This is a genomic window from Acidobacterium sp. FHG110202_01 (assembly GCF_059115305.1).
On record NZ_JBZYWJ010000013.1, the window covers coordinates 90,798 to 110,219 of the forward strand.

Consider the following 19,422-nt stretch of genomic DNA (forward strand, 5'->3'; position numbering starts at 1 on the left):
TCTCTCGCCACTAAAGCCGTGGAGCTCGTAAGGATAACTCCCGGTCAGCCCTGGTTCTGTTCGTCTACACTACGTACACTCATGCCGGTGCGAATCAATCTCGATCTGGATACGCTGCGTACGCTTTCCGTCGCTCATGACCTAGGCGGCCTGACGCAGGCGGCAGAACATCTTGGCCGCACGCCTTCTGCCATCAGCCTGCAGATGAAGCGTCTGCAGGACGATCTAGGGATGCCGCTCTTCCGCAGGCGCGGCCGTGGCCTCGCTCTTACTGAGGCCGGAGAAGTTGCTCTCGCCTATGCCCGCCGCATTCTCGCACTCAATGACGAGCTGCTGGACACCATGCAGGGTGCGAACCTGGCAGGCTGCATTCGCATCGGCTGCCCACAGGATTTCGCCTCGATTCTGCCTTTGGTTCTATCGCGTTTCGCATCGCTCTACCCGCGTATGCAAGTGGAGCTCCGCATCGAAGGCAATGCTGCTCTTGCCGATGCCATTGATAAATCGCAGATCGACCTTGCTGTTGTCATTGGCCATGAAGATCGCGCCGCGGCGCAAACGGTAGGGCAACTCGATCTTGTCTGGATCGCCTCGTCTACCTTTATGCCGCCGCAAGGGCAGCCTTTGCCGCTCGCTGCGCTTGGCCCGCAATGTGCCTTCCGTAAGTCGGCCATACAGCATCTGGAAGCTGCGAATATACCGTACCGTATCGCCGCCAACAGCCCCAGCCTGGATGGACTATGGGCCGCGCTGCTCGGCGGTCTCGGTATTACAGCGCGCACCGCGTTCAACCTTCCTGAGGGCCTTGTGTCCGCTCGATCGCTGCATCATCTGCCCCAGCTCGGCAGCCTGCCCGTTACGCTGCATCGAAATGCCCACTCCAGCGGCGTTGCCACGGATCGCATGGCATCGCTTCTTACTGAAGCTCTTGGATCGATACTGTTATCGCGGCCGAAAGTAAAGATTCTTCGCAAAGCATAAGCAGCGTTCACCGATGTGTTGAGAAGAATCAAATTGTGCGGTGGATGATGCGTTGCTACATTGGCCGCATGATCAAGTCTCTCTTGTTATTCGCGAGCCTGTTTGCGGGCTCACTCTCAGCTTTCGCACAAACGTCCGCCATTACTGGCACATGGATTCTTGCCGGAGCTGACAAGGTGCTTCCCGACGGCACGCGCGTTTCCGACTACGGCGACAATCCGCATGGGCTCGTGATATTCACCGCTGATGGCTATTACTCTGTCCAGATCTATCGCGCCGACCGTCAGAAGTTTTCATCCGGAGACAAGCTCAAGGGAACTCCGGAGGAATACAAGGAAGCTGTTCTCAGTACGAGTGTTCACTTCGGCCGTTACAGCATGGATCCCGTCAAACACACAATCACTTTTCATATCGACCGTTCCTCCTTCCCCAACCAGGATGACACCACACAGGTGCGTCCTTATGAGATGAAGGGCGATGAGCTTTCCTGGAAGGTTGCTCCACGCCCGGACGGCTCCATTCCAATCACCGTGTTGCGGCGGGTCCGATAGCTGGTTCAGTTTTTAGCGCATCAGGATGCCGACGATCGAGGCAGACATGAGGTTAGCCATGGTTCCGGCAAGCATGGCACGCAGGCCGAGTCTCGCCAGGTCGTTGCGGCGGTTGGGAGCGAGCGCGCCGATGCCACCGATCTGGATGCCGATGGAGCTGAGATTGGCGAATCCGCAGAGCGCGAAGGTGGCGATAGTGAAGGAGCGGAAGTCGAGCATGGCCTTCTGCGTGCCAAGCATGGAGTAGGCTACGACCTCATTGATGACCATGCGCGTGCCCAATAGATTGCCGACGATTCTTGCATCATGCCAAGGGATTCCGATAACCCAGGCAATAGGAGAAAAGATGACGCCGAGGATCGAATCGAGCCTGGATGGAAAGGGAATATGATGTCCGCCGAGCCAGTTATGCAGGCCTCCGAGGATTCCGTTGACCAGAGCGATCAGCGCCATGAAGGAGATGAGCATGATGGCTACGTTGAAGGCGAGCTGGCCGCCGTCGATGGTGCCGCGGGCGATGGCTCCAAGAAGGTTTTCTTCCTTGTGCCCGGCGTCTTCAGGCATGCGGACCACGCCTTCGGTTGCGGGCGTTCCGGTTTCCGGAACGAGCATCTTCGAGATGAGGATCGTGCCAGGAGCGGTCATGATAACGGCTGCAAGCAGATGCTGCGCTTCGATGCCGTACAAAATATAAGCCGCCATGATGCCGCCAGAGACATGCGCCATGCCGCTGGTCATGATGGTCATAAGCTCGGAACGCGTGGCGTCAGGCAGAAACGGGCGGATGGTCAACGGAGCCTCAGTCTGGCCCATGAAGATGCTGGCGGCGACATTGAGACTTTCTGCGCCGCTGACGCGCAGCGTGAGCTGCATGAGACGCGCAAAAAGACGGATGAGCAGTTGCATAATGCCGACGTGATAGAGCACCGCAAAAAATGCCGAGATGAAGATGATGGTGGGAAGGACTTGAAAGGCGAAGATGCTTCCGAAGGAGGAGTGCTGCCTGCCGAGTTCGCCGAAGACGAAAGACGAGCCTTCATAAGCATAGGAGAGCAGCTTGGTGACGGCGGCGCCTGCGGTGGCCAGAGCGCGCTGGCCCCAGGAGAAATCGAGCACGATAAAGGCGAAGAGAATCTGCAGGCCCAGGCCCCAGACAACAGTGCGCCAACGGATAGCGCGGCGGTTGGTGGAAAAAATCCATGCCAAGGCGAGCATGGTGAGCAGCCCTAAAACACCGGTAAATCGTCCCAAATGGTTCTCCCGTTCACATCTATCCTATGGGCGATGCGCAGATTCGAGGAACTCTTTTCTGTTCTCAGCGGTGATGATTTTCTGGATAAGAGGTTGGATAGGCTCCGGTTCGTCTTGAATGATCAGCGCCTTGCGTAGCAGCGCTTCTGGCTCGGCGAAGCGGGATGCGCTGCTCGAAAACATGGTGCAGAGCGGCTGGCCTGCTTCGACTTTCGCGCTGAGTTTCGCATGCATTTCCAGACCGGCATGCGGATCGACTGGTTCACCGGCATGCTCACGCCCTGCGCCCAGACGCTGCACGGCCCATCCAACGGCGGTGCAGTCGATCTGTGCGAGATAGCCTGAGCGATCGGCCAGGAATTCGCGGCGCGCTGCGGAGTGATGGAACTTTTCCGGATCAGCGAAGATGGTGGTGTCGCCGCCTTGTGCTGCAACCATCTTTGTAAAGATTTCGAGCGCTTTTCCGGAGGCAAGAATTTCTTCAGCGCGGCTATATCCGTCCTGTGCAGTTGCAGCAATTCCGCCAAGATGAAGCATCCATCCGGCAAGTGTGAGTGAAAGCTCGCGCAGGTCTTCATTGAGCGGATGGCGCTTGCCTTGAAGCAGATCAAGTGATTCCCAGACCTCGGTCCAGTTGCCGGCGAAGCGCCCGAGAGGCTGGTCCATGTTGGTGAGCAGCGCTGCAGGGCGCGTATGCGCGCGTTCTCCAGTTTCGACCATCAGCGCGGCGAGGAAATATGCGTCCTCCTTGCGGCGCAGGAATGCTCCGGAACCGGTTTTTACATCGAGGACAAGGCCATTGAGTCCGGCAGCGAGCTTCTTGCTCATGATAGAGGCGCAGATGAGGAAGGGACTTTCGACGGTCGAAGTGCGGTCGCGCAGCGCGTAGAGGACGCGGTCCGCGGGGACGAGGTTCTTTGTCTGACCGACGATGCTTGCGCCAACCTCGGTCAGTACATGCTCCATTTCCTTGAGCGATAATTGTGTGCGGTAGCCGGGGATGCTCTCTAATTTGTCCAGTGTGCCGCCGGTGTGCCCGAGAGCTCGGCCGCTGATCATGGGCACGGCGAGTCCGGCCGCAGCGGCGATGGGCGCGACCAGGAATGAGGTTTTATCGCCGACGCCTCCGGTGGAGTGCTTGTCGACGGCGAAGCGCCCGAGCGGCGAGGGATCGAATGTCTCGCCAGAGAAACGCATGGCAGTGGTGAGAGCGTCGACTTCAGCCAGAGACAGGCCGCGCAGGAATGCAGCCATCAGCCACGCGGCAAGCTGCTCTTCGGGGATGGTTTCGTATGCTGCGCCCTGGACGAGGAACTGGATTTCATCCGGAGACAGCTCTTCGCCGTCGCGCTTTTTACGGATGAGATCAACGGCGTGCATCGGCTTTCCAGTCGGCGAAGCTAAAAGGCAGCAGCTCGGTGAGGAGTTTTGATGTGAGGCTGCCATCGGCATTGGCGAAGTATACAACCGTGTCTTCGGTTGCAAACTCGCTGAGGAACTGGCGGCAGGCTCCGCAGGGAGGGCTGGCAGCCTGGTTGAGATTTGTAACTAACACGGCTACGATTTTGCGCTTCGCCCCTGACTCGGCGATGGCGCGAACCATGGCAGCACGCTCAGCGCAGATGCTGAGCCCATAGGAGATGTTCTCGATGTTGCAGCCGGCGACGATGGCGCCGTCGTCAAAGAGCAGCGCTGCCCCTACGCGGAACCCAGAGTAGGGTGCATAGGCGTGTTCTGCCGCGGCATCTGCGGCTTTGCGCAACTCTTCGATTTGTGCTGGCGATAGCTCCGACATTGCATGTCTGAGGCTATCGGGAAGAGGTTTCTTGTGCAACTGCCCGGAATATCGCGTTCATTCAAGTTTTCTCCCTCGCCGCCCGATAACTTATTCGTGGATGAATTGACACGGGAGTTTCTGATTGAGAGCCAGGAGGGTCTGGACCGCATGGAGCGGTGCCTGACCGATCTCGAAGAGCAGCCGGAGAACCGGGAGCTGCTCGCGGAGATCTTTCGTTCCGTCCACACTATCAAGGGCACGACCGGATTTCTTGGTTTTTCACGGCTGGAGTCGCTCGCGCATGCGGGCGAAAACCTGCTCGGTCTTCTGCGCGACGGCAGGCTGGCGGCGAATGCCGAAATCATCAGCGCGTTGCTGTCGCTGCTCGATGCTCTGCGCGAGATTCTGGGAAGCATTGAGGCGTCAGGAAGTGAAGGGCAGGGCGATGATGCGGCAATAATCGAACGGCTTCGTGTTCTGCAGGCGCTCCCCACCGAGACAAAGCCTGAAGTGCCTCCCGTCGGGTCGGAGATTCCTAGGAAGATTCGCAAAGCAAAAACAAAGAAAAAGGCTGAAGAGCCGTCGGTTGCGATGGTTGCAGCGGCGCCGCATCAGGGGGCGCCGACGACGATCGAGGTATATCAGGCCGAGCCTCAGGTAGTTCAGGCGCGCGCCGCTTCCAATGCCACCGAATCCACGCTGCGCGTGGATGTTGACCTCTTGAACCGCATGATGAATCTGGTGGGAGAGTTGGTGCTGACGCGCAACCAGATTCTGCAGCGCGTGGGAGCTGACTCCGATCTTACGTTACTCTCGCGGCGGCTCGACATGGTGACGGCTGATCTGCGTGAAGCGGTAATGAAGGCGCGCATGCAGCCGGTGAGCCATGTCTTCGCGAAGTTTCCGCGCATGGTACGCGATCTGGCACAACAGCTGAACAAGCGCGTGCGCCTGGTAATGGAGGGGCAGGAAACGGAGCTCGACAAGAGCCTGCTTGAAGCGATCAAGGACCCGCTGACCCATTCTGTTCGCAACGCGATTGATCACGGCATCGAAGCTCCGCATGTGCGCGAGTCGGCAGGGAAAGACCCGGAAGGCACAGTGCAGCTGCGCGCCTATCAGGAAGGCAGCTACGTCATCATCGAGGTTTCTGATGACGGTGGCGGGTTGAAGGTGGAACGCATTCGCGACAAGGCGTTGGAGCGCAGGCTCATCACGCGCGAGCGCGCCGCCCAGCTCTCTGACCGCGAATTGATGCAGCTGATTTTTCTTCCCGGATTCTCGACTGCGGAAGCTATCACCAATGTTTCCGGGCGCGGCGTAGGCATGGATGTGGTCCGCACGAATGTCGAGAAGATTGGCGGCAAAGTAGAGATCGACAGCCGCGTAGGAAAGGGAACGACGCTTCGCCTGCGCATTCCGCTGACGCTGGCGATTGTGCCGGCGCTGATTGTCTCCAGTCGCGGGCAGAGCTTTGCGCTGCCGCAAGGGGCGCTTTCGGAGCTGGTGCATCTTTCCGCAGACGAGGCCCGGACCGAAGTAGAGCGGATGGAAGGAGCGGCACTTTATCGCTTACGCGGCAAGCTTCTGCCGCTGGTGTTTCTTGATTCGCTTCTTGCCCAGCGTGGAGAAGGAGAGCGTGAAGGCGAGGCTTACATTGCTGTACTCAATGCAGAAGGACGCCGTTATGGCCTCGTCGTCGATGGTCTGGCGGACCCGGAGGAGATCGTCGTCAAGCCTCTTTCTTCTGTGCTCCGGGAGATCGGGCTGTTTTCCGGTGCGACCGTTCTCGGTAATGGCGAGATGGCGCTGATTCTGGATCCTGGAGCGATTGCGACGCGATCGAATATCGGCATGGCGCTTGAAGAAGACGCTCCCGTGATTGAGGCTGAGACAACGGGTGGAATGGAATACCTGCTGATGCAGAGCGGGGAGGAGCATACAGCGGTGCCGCTGGAAAGTGTGTTGCGCATCGAACGTATTCCCCGAGCCCGTGTGGAGAAGCTGGGCGGCTTACCGGTTCTGCGCTTCGATGATTCGCTGCTTCCGCTGCGCGACATCAGCGGAAATGACAGCGCTTATGAAGACGAGGAAATAACCGTGGTTGTATGCCGCGACGGAGCGAGGCATGTGGGCGTGGCTGTTTCCCATGTGCTGGACGTGGCGGGCGGCAAGCCTCTGGAGGAAGCGGGCACACAGACAGCAGCGCGCAATGTCACACTGCTTAACGAGCGTGTGACCAGCCTTGTTCCGCTGGCAGCAATCCCAGCATTACAGGAAGAGATGGCGGAGGTCGTTCTATGACGACTGCACTAGCTGTAGAAGATGTAGTCGAGATGTGTGCTGTACGCGTAGGACAAACACTGTTTGGTGTGCCTGTAATGCGCATTCTCGAAATTCTGGGCAAGCCTGCGACGCATCCTGTTCCGCTGGCTCCTGGATTCATCGGTGGACTGGCGCATTATCGGGGCGAAGTTTTAACTACGGTGTCATTGCGGAAGCTGCTGGGAATGCCGGCACATGATGCCAGCGAAGACATTCTTGTCTTTGAAAACGAAGACGGGTATTTTGGCCTGCTTGTCGATGAGGTCAGGGAAGTGCTGACAGTTTCTCTTGCAGATTTTGAAGGTAACCCTTCGACGCTGGATGACCGGCGCAAGGCTCTCTTTGCCGGGGCATACAAGCTGAGTGGCGGACTGCTGGTGATGCTCGATCCGGAGAGGCTCGATCCAGCGCGTCTCGCAGAAACCAATTGAGGTCGGAATGCGCGCGCTGATTGTCGACGATTCAGGCTTTATCCGGAATTATCTTCACTCCCTGCTCGAAAGCCATGGACTGGAATGCGTGGAAGCAGGCGATGGGCAGACTGCATTAGATGCTGTTGCCAACTGCAGCGCGTTTGATCTCGCGCTGGTGGATGTGAACATGCCGGTGATGAATGGCCTGGATTTTGTCAAGGCGCTTCGCGACGATCTGCAGCAAAAAGAGATGAAAGTGGTGATGGTGACGACGGAGGCGGATCACGCATTCATCGAAGCTGCGCTTGAAGCAGGGGCAGATGAGTATCTGATGAAGCCATTCGATGAGGGCTCGCTGATGGAGAAACTTCAGATGATCGGCCTCATGGCGTAGGAGAGTGATGCAGCCTCGTTCCATCCGCGTGCTCGTAGTCGACGATTCACTAGTGATGCGCAGCCTGCTACGCATGGTGCTGGCCTCTGATCCTGTAATCGAACTGGCAGGCATGGCAGCCGATGGCCTGAGCGGTCTTGACCTGGCCGACCGGCTGAAGCCGGACCTGATTCTTCTCGATATCGAAATGCCGCGCATGAACGGGATAGAAATGTTGACTGAGCTGCGCACGCGCAAACATCCTGCAAAAATCATCATGTGCAGCACGCTTACTCGTCGCGGTGCGGCCATTACGCTTGAAGCGCTGGCACGTGGGGCAACGGATTATGTCACCAAGCCGACGGCGCAGCATGGCGCGGCTGATGCCGTAGCTACGTTGTCGCGTGACCTGCTTCCGAAGATCAAGGCGCTTTGCTTGACTCGGGAAACCGGGACAGCTCATGAGCCGGCTCTTGAGCTGTGCGCGCCGATGCTTGTGCCGCGCGCGAAAATTGTGGTCATAGGCGTATCAACTGGCGGGCCAATGGCGCTTGAGACTCTGCTGGCGCAGATTCCCCGTGACTTTTCTGTTCCCATTCTGATTGCACAGCACATGCCCCGATTGTTTACGTCACTGTTGTCAGATCGGCTCGACCGCGCATGTGAACTGGCGGTTCGTGAGGCTGTCGCAGGAGAGCGGGTATTGCCGGGCTATGTTTATCTGGCGCGTGGTGACTGGCATCTGCAACTGATGCGCGCGGCTTTCGGACGCGGATATGTTATGCGCTTGTCCGAGCCTTTGGCGGGAGATTTCTGCCGGCCTTCTGTCGATGTGTTGTTTCGCTCGGCGGCGGAAACGTGCGGCGACGGTGTGATTGGCGTGATTCTTACGGGCATGGGGTCTGACGGGCTTGAGGGATGTAAGGCCATTCGCAAGGCAGGCGGGCATGTTCTGGTGCAGGATTGTGCTTCAAGTGCGGTGTGGGGCATGCCGGGAATCGTGGCTGATGCAGGGTTGGCACACCGCGTTCTTCCCTTACAGGTCATTGCTGCCGAACTCGTTCGCCTTTGCTCTCCACGGCGATCATCTGTGCTTGGGAGGTTGAGTGCTCATGCCATGCACTGAGACCGACTTTGCCTTTCTCCGCCAGTTCCTGCAAAGCCGCTCAGAAAATGTGCTCCATCCTTCGCGTGACGATCTGTTTGAAGCGAGGCTGTACCGGTTGTGGCAGAGCCTGGGTATGAGCGGATTGGATGAGCTTGTCCATAAACTGAGATTTGCTCCCGATCCTGCTCTGGATCAGGCCGTAGTCGAGGCCATGACCATCAATGAGACGAGTTTCTTCCGCGATCATGCGCCTTTTGATCTCATGCGACAGCAATTGATTCCGCAGCTGATCGAAAAGCGGCAGAATGGTCGAAGCCTTCGTTTCTGGAGCGCTGCCTGTTCCAGCGGCCAGGAGGCTTACTCGCTGGCGATGCTGCTTCGCCATGAATTTCCGCAGCTCTATGGCTGGAATATCGAGATCATAGGCAGCGATATTCACGGAGAGATGGTCCGCCGCGCCCGCGCAGGGCGCTACCGGCGCATGGAGATTAATCGCGGCCTGCCGGCGCGCTATCTGCTGAAGTTCTTCCGCCGCGATGGCGATGAGTGGGAGGTGGTGCCGGAAGTGCGCGCAGTTTGCCGCTTCGAACAACGCAATCTTGCTCACGCTTTGCCTCCACTTGAGAAATTCGCGGGCATCCTGCTGCGCAATGTCCTGTTTTATTTTTCTGAAACAACGCAGAAATTGATTCTCGATCGCCTGCATAGCGCGCTTCATCCTGATGGTTTTCTTCTTCTTGGCGCGAGCGAACGTGTACTTCGGCCTGACTTGTGGCGGCCCATGGTTGTGAACAACACCTGCTATTACAAGCCCTGCTGATTGCTCCCGGCGGTATTCTGCTGTGAGGCGATATGGCGAAGGGCAATACAGGAGATGTGCTCGGTCTCTTTCATCCGGTGACTGCGGAGTGGTTTCGTGCTGTCTTCGGCAAACCCACGTCTCCGCAGCGCCTGGGATGGCCGGCGATTGCGCGCGGCGAGAGCACACTGATCCTTGCGCCTACGGGAACTGGCAAGACGCTGACGGCATTTCTCTGGTGCCTCGACCGTCTGATGATGCACCGCAGGGAAGATGAGCCTGAAGGCTGCCGCATCCTCTATATCAGCCCGCTGAAGGCTCTTGCTGTCGATGTGGTGCGCAACCTGCGCACTCCGCTTGCTGGTATTGCGAGTATGGCGCGGGAAAAGGACATTGCTTTCTACGAGCCGGAGGTGAGTGTACGCACCGGCGACACTCCGCAGAAGGAGCGCAGCCGTTTCCGGCGGCATCCTGCCGAGATTCTGATCACGACTCCGGAGTCTCTCTATCTGCTGCTGACATCAGAATCAGCTGCGGCTCTGCGTTCGGTCGATACAGTCATTATTGATGAGATTCATGCACTGGTTCCCACTAAGCGCGGAGCGCATCTTGCGTTGAGCCTGGAGCGGCTGGAAGCAATTACTGAGAAACCTATTCAGCGTATTGGGCTTTCGGCCACGCAGAGGCCGCTCGAAGAAGTGGCGCGCTTTCTCGGCGGGTGCGATGTGAAGAAAAGCACGCAGCAGGATGCCGGGAACATCACTGAGCTTGAAGAGGAGTGGACTACGGTTGAGCCGGCCGCGCACGAGCGCCTTCCTGCATTCCGGCCTGTCACCATCATCAATGCCAGCGAGCCGAAGAAGCTGGAACTGCGTATCGAGGTTCCTGTCGAAGACATGGCCAGGCTTGGAGGCGAGAAGCGCGCTTCTATCTGGAGCGCGATCCATCCGCGGCTGCTCGAAATTGTGCGCGAGCGGAATTCGACGATCATCTTCGTCAATAACCGCCGCATTGCCGAGCGTCTTGCCGGAGCGATCAACGAGCTTGCCGGCGAGCAGATTGCTCGGGCGCATCATGGCTCTCTGGCTGCAGCACAGCGGCTCGAGATTGAAGACCAGCTCAAGGCCGGGAATATCAAGGCGCTGGTGGCCACGTCGACACTCGAGCTTGGCATCGATATGGGCGCGGTGGATCTTGTTGTTCAGGTGGAAGCACCATCTTCTGTCGCGAGCGGGATGCAGCGCATCGGGCGCGCCGGTCACCACGTTGGTGCGGCGAGCGAGGGCATCATCTTTCCCAAATACCGCGCTGACCTTGTAGCCTGCGCAGCGGTGACGCGGGCGATGCATGAGGGGTTGGTGGAGGCGACGCGGTATCTGCGCAATCCGCTGGATGTGCTGGCGCAGCAGATTGTTGCGATTGTGGCACAGCCTCCGCGTCTTGCTGTTCCCCGGCTGAAGGGGCGGCCTCCGGCAGAAGCGGAAATCTCAGTCGATGATCTTTTAGGCATCGTGCGCGGAGCTGCTCCGTTTGCCACTCTAAGCCATGCTGCATTCGAAGGCGTGCTCGATCTGCTGGCCGGGCGTTATCCATCGGATGAATTTGCCGAGCTGCGGCCGCGGATTACATGGGACCGGGTGCATCAGGTGCTCACACCCCGCGAGAGCGCGAAGAGCCTTGCAATTCTGAATGCAGGCACGATTCCTGACCGCGGGCTGTACGGCGTTTTTCTCTCGAACAAAGAAGGCAAGCCGGTGCGCGTTGGTGAGCTCGATGAAGAGATGGTCTTCGAGAGCCGCACGGGAGAGACATTCGTGCTGGGGGCTTCGACGTGGCGCATCGATGAGATCATGCAGGACCGCGTGCTGGTTTCTCCTGCGCCGGGAGAGCCAGGCAAGATGCCGTTCTGGCATGGAGACACGGCGGGGCGTCCGCTGGAGTTCGGCCGGCGCATCGGCAAGCTGGTACGCGAGCTGCGCGAGATGCCATCGAATGCAGCGCTCAGCCGGCTTGTGCGTGAGCACGATCTTGATCCCAATGCCGCGGAGAACCTTCTCCGGTTTCTGGTCGATCAGCAGGAGGCGACAGAGGCGGTTCCGGATGACCGCACGATTGTGATCGAGCGCGTACGTGATGAAGTCGGGGATTGGCGCGTGTGCGTGCTGACGCCCTTTGGGAGTCGTGTGCATGCTCCGTGGGCGATGGCGATTACTGAAAAGCTGAGCGCAACCGTTGCTCTTGAGACCATGTGGGCTGATGACGGGTTTGTGCTGCGTTTCCCCGACACGGAAGATGCTCCGGATGCTGCGGGGCTGATGCTTGCTCCGTCGCAGGCGTCGGAGCTGGTTCTGCGACAACTCGGCGCGACCGCGATGTTTGCGGCGAAGTTTCGAGAGAATGCGGCGAGGGCGCTCCTGCTTCCGAAGCGGCGGGCATGGGGACGCGCTCCATTGTGGCAGCAGCGCAAGCGGGCCTATGACCTGCTTTCAGTTGCCGCACGGTATCCCTCGTTTCCGGTCATTCTCGAAACCTATCGTGAATGCGTGCGTGATGTGTTTGATATGCCGGCATTTCTTGAGGTGCTCGGTGGTATCGAGAAGAAGGAGATTTGTGTTCATGTTGCCGACTCGGCCAAGCCGTCGCCCTTTGCGTCGTCGCTGCTCTTCAGTTATGTGGCGAACTACATCTATGACGGCGATGCTCCACTGGCCGAGCGGCGTACGCAGGCGCTCTCGATCGATCAGGAACAGCTGCGGGATCTGCTGGGCGATGCCGATCTGCGTGAGCTGCTCGATCCGGATGCGATTGCAGAGGTGGAAGAACAGCTTCAACTGCGAGGAGAAAGCTATCTGGTTCGCTCGGCTGACGGCATTCATGATCTGCTGCTGCGGCTTGGCGACCTGACGCGGGATGAGATTGCTCTGCGGCTGGCTTCGTCCGATTTGCTTTCCTCCATTGACAAGCTGCTGCACTCAAAGCGCTTGGTTGAAATTCAAATTGCCGGCGAACAGCGATTCGTTGCGGTTGAGGATGCGGCTCGTTACCGCGATGCTCTGGGTGTTGCGCTGCCCAAGGGGTTGCCGAAGCAGCTGCTTGAGCCGGCGGCTGTTCCAGTGCTTGAGCTGGTGCGGCGGTATGCGCGCACGCATGGGCCGTTCACTCTGGATGAGCCTGTGCGGCGTTTTGGGCTGAAATCGCAGCAGGTGGAAGCAGCGCTGCACACGCTTGTTCTCGATGGGCGCGTGATGGAGGGTGGGTTCCGGCCCAGCGGCGTACACCGCGAGTGGTGCGATGCTGAAGCGCTGCGCATGATCCGCAGGAAGTCGTTAGCCAGGCTGCGCAGGGAAGTGGAACCTGTGGAGCAGCCGATACTGGCGCGATTTGAGACGCACTGGCAGGGCGTGCTGCAGCCGAGGCGCGGACTGGATGCGCTGCTCGATACGGTCGAGAGCCTGCAGGGCGCTCCTCTGCCGGCGTCGCTGCTCGAGTCGGCGATTCTTCCTGCCCGTATTGCGAAGTATTCTCCTTCCGATCTCGATACGCTGATTGCGGCGGGCGAGATTATGTGGCGCGGCCTCGATCCGCTGGGAGAGCGCGATGGCCGCATTGCGCTTTATCTTGCCGATAAGCTGGCAGCTTTGCTGCCGCTTGCTTCGGCACAGAGTGCAGAACTCTTCAGTCCGCGAGAAGAGGCGATTGTCTCTGCACTTGATCGCGGCGGCGCGCTTTTCTTTGCCCAGCTGCATGATGCGGTGGGCGGAGGCTATCCGGGAGAGACGCTCGATGCACTGTGGAGCCTGGTGTGGCGCGGGTTGGTAACCAACGACACATTTCATGCTCTGCGCGCTTATACGGCTCGGCCTTCGACGGCGCGTTCGTCGAAGCGCGTTCACAATGAGCAGGCCTTTGACCGGGCTTTCCGGTCGCGGCGGACGACTCCGCCGAGCGCACAGGGGCGCTGGGCGCTGCTGGAGGCTTCGGCCTCCTCGCCCACAGAGTGGAGTCATGCAATGGCGCAGCAACTGCTTGCCCGCTACGGCGTTCTCTCAAGAGAGACGGCGCAGCAGGAGAACCTCCCCGGCGGTTTCAGCGCGGTGTACGACGTACTCAAGGCATTGGAAGAGAGCGGTCGCATCCGCCGCGGCTATTTCGTTGCCGGACTTGGCGCGGCGCAGTTTGCTTTGCCATCAGCGGTTGACCTGCTGCGATCGCTGCGCAATCGAGCTCTGCCGGAGCAGGCGGAGATGATGGCGCTGGCAGCTACCGACCCAGCGAATATTTATGGCTCGGTCCTGCTGTGGCCGTCTTCTGATGGTTTGCTGAGTCGCAGCGTCGGGGCCACGGTGGTTCTGCGCAACGGGGAGCTGGTCGCGTACCTGCGACGCAACAATCCTAATGTGTTGGTCTTCCTTCCTCCGGATGAGCCGGAGCGCGGTCATGCGGGACGCGATTTGGCGGCTTTTCTTGCGGGAATGGCCTTGTCAGGGATGGAGGAGGATCCCCGGGGTGGGCTGCTGATCTCGACGGTCAACGGGCAGCCTGCGCACCTTGATCCGTTTGCTCGTTTTCTGGAAGAGGCGGGTTTCCGGGCTGCTCCGGCGGGGTTTCATGTGCCCCGGGCTGCTCTTGCCCGATGACTCAACCAGGGGGGCCCCCCTCCCCCTATGTAGTGGGAGGATTTGTTTGTTTTCAGTGAGATAGCGGAGGGTGATCCCCCGCTATGTTATTGATTCTTCTATTGCTTGTGCACTACTCCAGCGTTTTCTTATAGTTAGCGGGTAATCTGATTTTTGGTTACCGCTGTTGCAGGGTTTAGAGTGCAGGATTTCGTAGCTGATGCAAAACTGCAGGTCCCTCCGCTGCGGTCGGGATGACAATTCCTGGGGTTTGGTTTTTCGTGGTGTGCATTGGCGCGATGTGCATCCCGTCGGCCTTTGGCCGACCTCCCACGAGCTTTGCTCGCGGGGATCCTTCGACTGCGCGTTGCTTCGCTCAGGATGACGCTTTTGTGATGATGCGGACCATACCATAGAGTGCGGGTCGTAGGGCGTGTTGCTGGGCGAGGGGCGCTGGCGCGTGTTGACGTGGTAGTAGCAGAAGGGCTGGTCTTTCAGCGCTGCCTGCTCGCACTTGCGGCCGCTGGTGTAAAGGTGACGGCATTCGTTGTACATGGTTTTCTCTCCAGGTCGCAGGTTCGTGGTCTTTGATTTTTGCTGTGGCTGCTTCGCTGCGCTCAGGATGACAAACTCAATCAATCCTGAAAACACGAAAGCCCGCCTTGTTTGGCGGGCTTTTTTCTCTCTATTTTTAGTTTATCAATTTTGCGCGTAATTCTGTGCCAACTATTTGTCTTCTATTTTTGCTTTGGTTTGTTGGAGTTATGCAGTTTCTACTTGCTTTGGGGGCTTGACATAGGTGCGGGATGAGTTGCGTAGAAACACAAATTACTGAGGAACTGGAGGAGGGTGTCCTACAGTGTGACGTAATTCCTTATGATTGGGGCCGTATTCCGTCACATTGATTGTGGCCGCTTTTTTCGGATCAACCAGCTTGCCGTCTTTGTCTACGCTGACCATGTCCACTTCGAGAATTGGTACGCGTTTTGCGGCGTGCGCCGTGTCGCTGGTTTCTGCTCCGTTAGCGTCATAGTAAACAAACTTGTTTGTATCGGGCACATCACTGGCCGGGACTGTCTTCTCGTTGTGATCCCATGCGCTACGGAAGACAATTTTTCCTGGATGAGGTGGGAATGAAGGTGTTGCGATATCGGTTATGGACGAAACTCCCATGATTAGTTTTGCTACATCCTGAGAGAAGGGCAGCGAATGTACAGACCATGATTGCCAATGTCAACGCCATAGGTTAGCGTGGCGCGAGCACGAATTTATGTTGGGTTGTGTCCCATTTGTATATGGGCGGCGGCGGCACTGGGAAGTGTACGCCTTTGGCTTCCAGAGCCTGAATGACTTGCTGCCGCTTTTTCTCCGCATCAGGAACGAGCCGGCCAGCTTGTTCTTGAACCACCCAAGCTACAGGTACATGATTCCCCTCAGTAGTGATGGAAGGGTCGGCGCCACGTTGAAGTAATTCCAGCATATGGTCATAGTCATTTACGTTAGCCATAAACATTAACAATGTTTCGCCACCCTTATCCTGAGCATTTATATCGACGCCGCGGTTTAATAGGAGGTCCAAGTTTTTCCACCGCTCATTGGAATATGCAATGAAAGTCATGGGTCGGTCTTTTTGAGCCTGGAGTTTGGGATCGCCTCCAGAGTCAAGCAGGAGAGGTAGCAGTGACTCATCTGGACTACGCGATGCTTCTGCAATCGCGGACCAGCCATCCGGGGTGAGGAAATTTGGATCAGCGCCGTTAGCTATTAATGCACGAATTGAATCCTTATTCTTGACCATCACGGCGTAGACCAAAAAACTGATAGGCTGCTCTTTATCAGCAGTTCCATAATCATTCGCTGAAACTATATCTTTCTGTATCATTTCGCGAATTGTGGTGGTATCACCGTCTTCAATTGCGTGCGCCATCCTTAATTGTTGAGGGTCAGAGAGAAATCTATGAGCCTGTGAATTCATCGAAGTTCCTTTACATCCCGTAAATAAAATTACTAATGAAAGTACAAGCCACAAACGCAGATGATAGGCGCTATTGGGCCGCTGTACTGATCGAAGCAGTCCGATGCCGAGAACTTTGCTGCCATCCTTCTCGACGAAGCGATCGCCGCGCAGGATTGCGTTCAGATCAGGCACCAAGATCAGTTGCTGTTGCATTGCTCAGGTGGGGGTTTATATCTTGAGATGGAAAGTTCATCAGTCGAAACGTGCTAACCAGCGTTTTGTTGCATTTCTATCGAAATATGGGCTACCGTTTGTTCCTTGCTGGAATTGGTACTCGAAGTCTTCTACACGCATTCCTTTTAAGGCACGCGCAACCTCGCGGTAGTATGCAGGCACTTCTCCTTTTTCGCCGTTTCCCAGTTCAGGCTTTGGGCCAGCCTGAAACATAATGCCGCCTTCATAGCGGTAGACGATGATTTGCGGGCTCAAGCCACGCGTAATTTTGTCAGGCCCACCTAACTGCTCGACGAATTCACTTCCTGCAGCTGTCAACCAGTTCACTGAACGCATGCCCTTGAATAGGCTTAAAGATTCTGTAGAAACGCCTGGTGAGAAAACTTCCGCTCCTGGAAGCCTTTGTGCTACTTCATAGACCAAAGATTCATAGCTGCCGATAGCAGCGAGACCTTGTATTACTCCTATACCGGCATATGCTTGAGAGGTTCGAAGAAGAGACGCGAAGCGATGAAAGCGCCCGATATAGTCAGGATTGAGGCAGAGAAGAGGAAGTGTGAGGATAAGTGAGCTGAGGTTAAATTCGGCCTCCCAATTGGGTATCAGTACAAAGGATAGTCCGTATGCAGATGCCGCTCCTGGAGTGTTGCTAGAGCCATAGGAGAAAGAGCATGGATGCTCTGCTGTGAGGCCAGCGAATGTTTGGCGAGCGCTCAGTGGCTGATCCTTATCAAGTATTTTTCGAAATCGACGCTCTGCGATTTCACCAAGCTGCCAGTGAAGGTGCGGTTGAGCCAGAGTGAGAAACTCATCGACGCAATCGGCAATGGCGGACCGGCGCTCTGCTGTATAGCCGTCGGTGAAAAGAAATAATGCTTGGAGGCCAATACCGAGAATAGGCTGACCATCTTTCTCGATGAAGCGCTCACCGCGCAGGATTGTGTCAAGGTCGGGCTGCGTCAAGGTGAGTTGTTGTTGCATCGATTGTGCCTAAATGGTTTGCCAAACAGTCATAATTCAGAGTTCAATCAGTCGAAACGCGCCAGCCATTTCATGGTCTCATCTAAGTCGAAAGTGGGCGTTCCGCGCGTACCTTGCTGGAAACGAGTTTTCATTTGCCGGAGCCGGACTGGTTTGAGTGGACGCGCAACTTCGCGGTAGTAAGGTGGGATGACACCTTTTTCGCCGCCACCCAGATCGGGCTTAGACCCGGCCTGAAAAATTACTCCGCCTTCATAGCGATAAACGAGTATCTGCTGACTCATGCCGTGGCAGATATCTTCCACTTTCCCCAGCTGTTGAAGGAATTCGTCTCCTACGGCAGTCAGCCAGTTTACGCATCGCATTGCATCTCGTAAATTGATACTTTCAAACGAATAGGATGGCGAAAACACTTCCAATCCTGGATAGGTCTGCGCCAACTGGTAAACCAGGGTCTCATAAGGAACAGCATTTCCTAAGCTGGGTCTTTGCAAGACACCAACCCCTGCATATGCCTGGCTCACGCGCAAAATCGAAGAAAAACGGTGAAACCTACCGATAAAGTCGGCATTCAAGTATGAGAGTGGCAGTTGTATCCCCAGGCAACTGATACCTATGGGTTCCCACGAAGCTTTGCATATGAAGATCAATTGAAACGCAGAAGCATCCAAAGGATCCTGCCCAGATGAATAAACTACACTCCACTGATCTCGTTCAGAACGCTTTTGTTCGAGAGGTTCGAGCGTCAGCGGTTCTTGTTTGCTAAGATCAATTTCCCTCTTCTCCGCTGTTTGCCAACGTAAGTTGGGCCTAACAAGAGTGAGAAATTCTTCGACGCATTTACATAAAGAGAGTCGTTTTTCATGTGTATATCCGTCATGAAATAGGAAAAGGGTGGTCAAGCCAATGCCGAGAACCTTTTGGTCATCCTCCTCAACGAAGCGCTCACCGCGCAGGATTGCGTCCAGATCTGGCTGCGTCAAGGTCAGTTGTTGTTGCATTCATTCTCCTTGTACATCAATATGCTGCAGCTCCGCGTAACAGAAAGCCTCCCAAGCGAAGAAGGCCATACCCTGCTGCCGCAACAGCTTCTTCCGGTGCCAATACTATTGCACCCACTACAACTGCTGCTCCAACCCCTACTCCTATGGCTACATTTCGTAGAGTATGGTCTTCCTGACCTTCAGGTTGCCGTGCTGGAACAGTCTCTGGTTGTGGCACTTTTTGTTTCTCAGGGCAGCCGCATGCTTGAGGGCTTAGATGTTCCAGCTCGGCATTTGTACCTGCGATCACTAGATATGCACCATCTTGCAAAGGGTCGTTCTGCTGCGGGGGGAACTTGATCTCTACAACAGAGCGTAGGTTGTCCTGGGTCGGTGGTAGGTTAGGATTATTCACGATTACAGCGTCTGGCCGTCGCATCATGCCTTCACCAGATGTGAAGTCTGGAATCTTTTGTCCCGGATAGTTATACCAAGGGTGCGGACGGGTCGGGTTGTCATTCACCATGATCGGTGTAGGCGGCTCGGTCGTCATATTGTAGCTGACTTCAGGTTTGATGGTGCTCCGGTAGCCTGAAGCGGCATCCATTGCTGCAAGTTTCGAGGAAACGCACTGCTGCTTTAACTGCGCACCGCTGGCCGAGAGTGGAGCGCTTTGGTTGCACTCGCAGATTGTTTCGCAAATCACTGCCCGCTCGGCGGGAGTCATTCCGGGGCCGCCTGCACCGGCTCCTACCGGCACTACTTGTGCGCCCGCGCTTGATGGGTGATATACGGCGGGAACAATCGCGGGTGTTGATGGTGGTGGAGGGGCTGCGGGTGCGGCTGCACCTGATCCACCTCCTGCGCCACCCCCGCCACTCCCGACTTCTTTGGAATGGAGTTGGGACAGGAAGTGGATACGGCCGTTGGGGGCGCTGAGGATGATGTCGCCTGTGGTTTCGAGGGCGATGGCGGGACGGCCGGTTTCGTTGGTCTTTTCGGTCATGACCAGGCGGTTGCTCGAGGGGGTGGCCATGGCGATGGTTTCCTGACCGGCGGTGTCGACCATGGTG

At 56.9% G+C, this 19,422-nt stretch carries 15 protein-coding genes and 1 pseudogene; 8 read left to right on the forward strand and 8 right to left on the reverse strand.

Annotated elements, in window-relative coordinates; genetic code table 11:
* The first annotated feature begins 81 nt into the window (after positions 1 to 81).
* Positions 82 to 981: a LysR substrate-binding domain-containing protein gene (locus AC5S16_RS22310; protein WP_493932333.1), complete on the forward strand. Its 900-nt coding sequence runs from the start codon at positions 82 to 84 to the stop codon at positions 979 to 981.
* A gap of 44 nt (positions 982 to 1,025) precedes the next feature.
* On the forward strand, positions 1,026 to 1,532 hold the full coding sequence (locus AC5S16_RS22315) for a lipocalin-like domain-containing protein (protein ID WP_493932334.1): 507 nt from the start codon (positions 1,026 to 1,028) through the stop codon (positions 1,530 to 1,532).
* A 12-nt stretch (positions 1,533 to 1,544) separates the two neighbouring features.
* On the opposite strand, the gene AC5S16_RS22320 is transcribed toward AC5S16_RS22315, so the two are convergent.
* From AC5S16_RS22320 to AC5S16_RS22330, 3 genes are read right to left on the reverse strand one after another with little or no spacing between them, the layout of a single operon-like run.
* On the reverse strand, positions 1,545 to 2,783 hold the full coding sequence (locus AC5S16_RS22320) for a NupC/NupG family nucleoside CNT transporter (protein ID WP_493932335.1): 1,239 nt from the start codon (positions 2,781 to 2,783) through the stop codon (positions 1,545 to 1,547).
* Between the two features lie 24 nt (positions 2,784 to 2,807).
* Positions 2,808 to 4,163 (reverse strand): thymidine phosphorylase, encoded by a 1,356-nt coding sequence (locus AC5S16_RS22325; protein ID WP_493932336.1) that lies wholly within the window; start codon positions 4,161 to 4,163, stop codon positions 2,808 to 2,810.
* The gene (locus AC5S16_RS22330; protein ID WP_493932337.1) at positions 4,150 to 4,578 is read right to left on the reverse strand and encodes a cytidine deaminase; all 429 of its coding nucleotides are present in this window, start codon (positions 4,576 to 4,578) and stop codon (positions 4,150 to 4,152) included. Before AC5S16_RS22330 ends, AC5S16_RS22325 begins: the two co-directional genes overlap by 14 nt.
* A 96-nt stretch (positions 4,579 to 4,674) precedes the next feature.
* Here AC5S16_RS22330 and AC5S16_RS22335 point away from each other — a divergent pair, with 96 nt between their 5' ends.
* From AC5S16_RS22335 to AC5S16_RS22360, 6 genes are read left to right on the forward strand one after another with little or no spacing between them, the layout of a single operon-like run.
* Entirely contained in the window at positions 4,675 to 6,864 is a 2,190-nt protein-coding gene (locus tag AC5S16_RS22335; protein WP_493932338.1) for a chemotaxis protein CheW, read from the forward strand.
* Positions 6,861 to 7,316 carry a chemotaxis protein CheW gene (locus tag AC5S16_RS22340; RefSeq protein ID WP_493932339.1) on the forward strand — a complete coding sequence of 152 codons (456 nt, stop codon included), beginning with the start codon at positions 6,861 to 6,863 and terminating at the stop codon, positions 7,314 to 7,316. Before AC5S16_RS22335 ends, AC5S16_RS22340 begins: the two co-directional genes overlap by 4 nt.
* Before the next feature lie 7 nt (positions 7,317 to 7,323).
* Positions 7,324 to 7,692 carry a response regulator gene (locus AC5S16_RS22345; RefSeq protein WP_493932340.1) on the forward strand — a complete coding sequence of 123 codons (369 nt, stop codon included), beginning with the start codon at positions 7,324 to 7,326 and terminating at the stop codon, positions 7,690 to 7,692.
* A 7-nt stretch (positions 7,693 to 7,699) separates the two neighbouring features.
* The gene (locus AC5S16_RS22350; protein ID WP_493932341.1) at positions 7,700 to 8,797 is read left to right on the forward strand and encodes a protein-glutamate methylesterase/protein-glutamine glutaminase; all 1,098 of its coding nucleotides are present in this window, start codon (positions 7,700 to 7,702) and stop codon (positions 8,795 to 8,797) included.
* A complete protein-coding gene (locus AC5S16_RS22355) occupies positions 8,784 to 9,599 on the forward strand; it encodes a CheR family methyltransferase (protein WP_493932342.1) in 816 nt (271 codons plus the stop codon). The genes AC5S16_RS22350 and AC5S16_RS22355 overlap by 14 nt, the downstream gene beginning before the upstream one ends.
* A gap of 32 nt (positions 9,600 to 9,631) precedes the next feature.
* Positions 9,632 to 14,215, forward strand: coding sequence for a DNA glycosylase AlkZ-like family protein (locus tag AC5S16_RS22360; protein ID WP_493932343.1), 4,584 nt, complete (start codon positions 9,632 to 9,634; stop codon positions 14,213 to 14,215).
* An 807-nt stretch (positions 14,216 to 15,022) separates the two neighbouring features.
* Here AC5S16_RS22360 and AC5S16_RS22365 read toward each other — a convergent pair.
* From AC5S16_RS22365 to AC5S16_RS22385, 5 genes and pseudogenes are all read right to left on the reverse strand, one after another.
* On the reverse strand, positions 15,023 to 15,367 hold the full coding sequence (locus tag AC5S16_RS22365) for a hypothetical protein (protein WP_493932344.1): 345 nt from the start codon (positions 15,365 to 15,367) through the stop codon (positions 15,023 to 15,025).
* 73 nt (positions 15,368 to 15,440) lie between these two features.
* Complete coding sequence (locus AC5S16_RS22370; protein ID WP_493932345.1) at positions 15,441 to 16,364, reverse strand: ankyrin repeat domain-containing protein; 924 nt, start codon at positions 16,362 to 16,364, stop codon at positions 15,441 to 15,443.
* A 39-nt stretch (positions 16,365 to 16,403) separates the two neighbouring features.
* On the reverse strand, positions 16,404 to 17,366 hold the full coding sequence (locus AC5S16_RS22375) for a type VI immunity family protein (protein ID WP_493932346.1): 963 nt from the start codon (positions 17,364 to 17,366) through the stop codon (positions 16,404 to 16,406).
* Positions 17,367 to 17,413: 47 nt separating this feature from the next.
* Entirely contained in the window at positions 17,414 to 18,367 is a 954-nt protein-coding gene (locus AC5S16_RS22380) for a type VI immunity family protein (RefSeq protein ID WP_493932347.1), read from the reverse strand.
* 16 nt (positions 18,368 to 18,383) lie between these two features.
* Positions 18,384 to 19,422 (reverse strand): annotated as a pseudogene (locus AC5S16_RS22385) (hypothetical protein); the annotation flags it as partial.

Coding starts and splice junctions, on each gene's coding strand:
- AC5S16_RS22355 (WP_493932342.1), top strand. CDS start 8,784: ATGCCATGCACTGAGACCGACTTTGCCTTTCTCCGCCAGTTCCTGCAA.
- AC5S16_RS22325 (WP_493932336.1), bottom strand. CDS start 4,163: ATGCACGCCGTTGATCTCATCCGTAAAAAGCGCGACGGCGAAGAGCTG.
- AC5S16_RS22340 (WP_493932339.1), top strand. CDS start 6,861: ATGACGACTGCACTAGCTGTAGAAGATGTAGTCGAGATGTGTGCTGTA.
- AC5S16_RS22310 (WP_493932333.1), top strand. CDS start 82: ATGCCGGTGCGAATCAATCTCGATCTGGATACGCTGCGTACGCTTTCC.
- AC5S16_RS22345 (WP_493932340.1), top strand. CDS start 7,324: ATGCGCGCGCTGATTGTCGACGATTCAGGCTTTATCCGGAATTATCTT.
- AC5S16_RS22350 (WP_493932341.1), top strand. CDS start 7,700: ATGCAGCCTCGTTCCATCCGCGTGCTCGTAGTCGACGATTCACTAGTG.
- AC5S16_RS22375 (WP_493932346.1), bottom strand. CDS start 17,366: ATGCAACAACAACTCACCTTGACGCAGCCCGACCTTGACACAATCCTG.
- AC5S16_RS22370 (WP_493932345.1), bottom strand. CDS start 16,364: ATGCAACAGCAACTGATCTTGGTGCCTGATCTGAACGCAATCCTGCGC.
- AC5S16_RS22330 (WP_493932337.1), bottom strand. CDS start 4,578: ATGTCGGAGCTATCGCCAGCACAAATCGAAGAGTTGCGCAAAGCCGCA.
- AC5S16_RS22365 (WP_493932344.1), bottom strand. CDS start 15,367: ATGGGAGTTTCGTCCATAACCGATATCGCAACACCTTCATTCCCACCT.
- AC5S16_RS22380 (WP_493932347.1), bottom strand. CDS start 18,367: ATGCAACAACAACTGACCTTGACGCAGCCAGATCTGGACGCAATCCTG.
- AC5S16_RS22315 (WP_493932334.1), top strand. CDS start 1,026: ATGATGCGTTGCTACATTGGCCGCATGATCAAGTCTCTCTTGTTATTC.
- AC5S16_RS22360 (WP_493932343.1), top strand. CDS start 9,632: ATGGCGAAGGGCAATACAGGAGATGTGCTCGGTCTCTTTCATCCGGTG.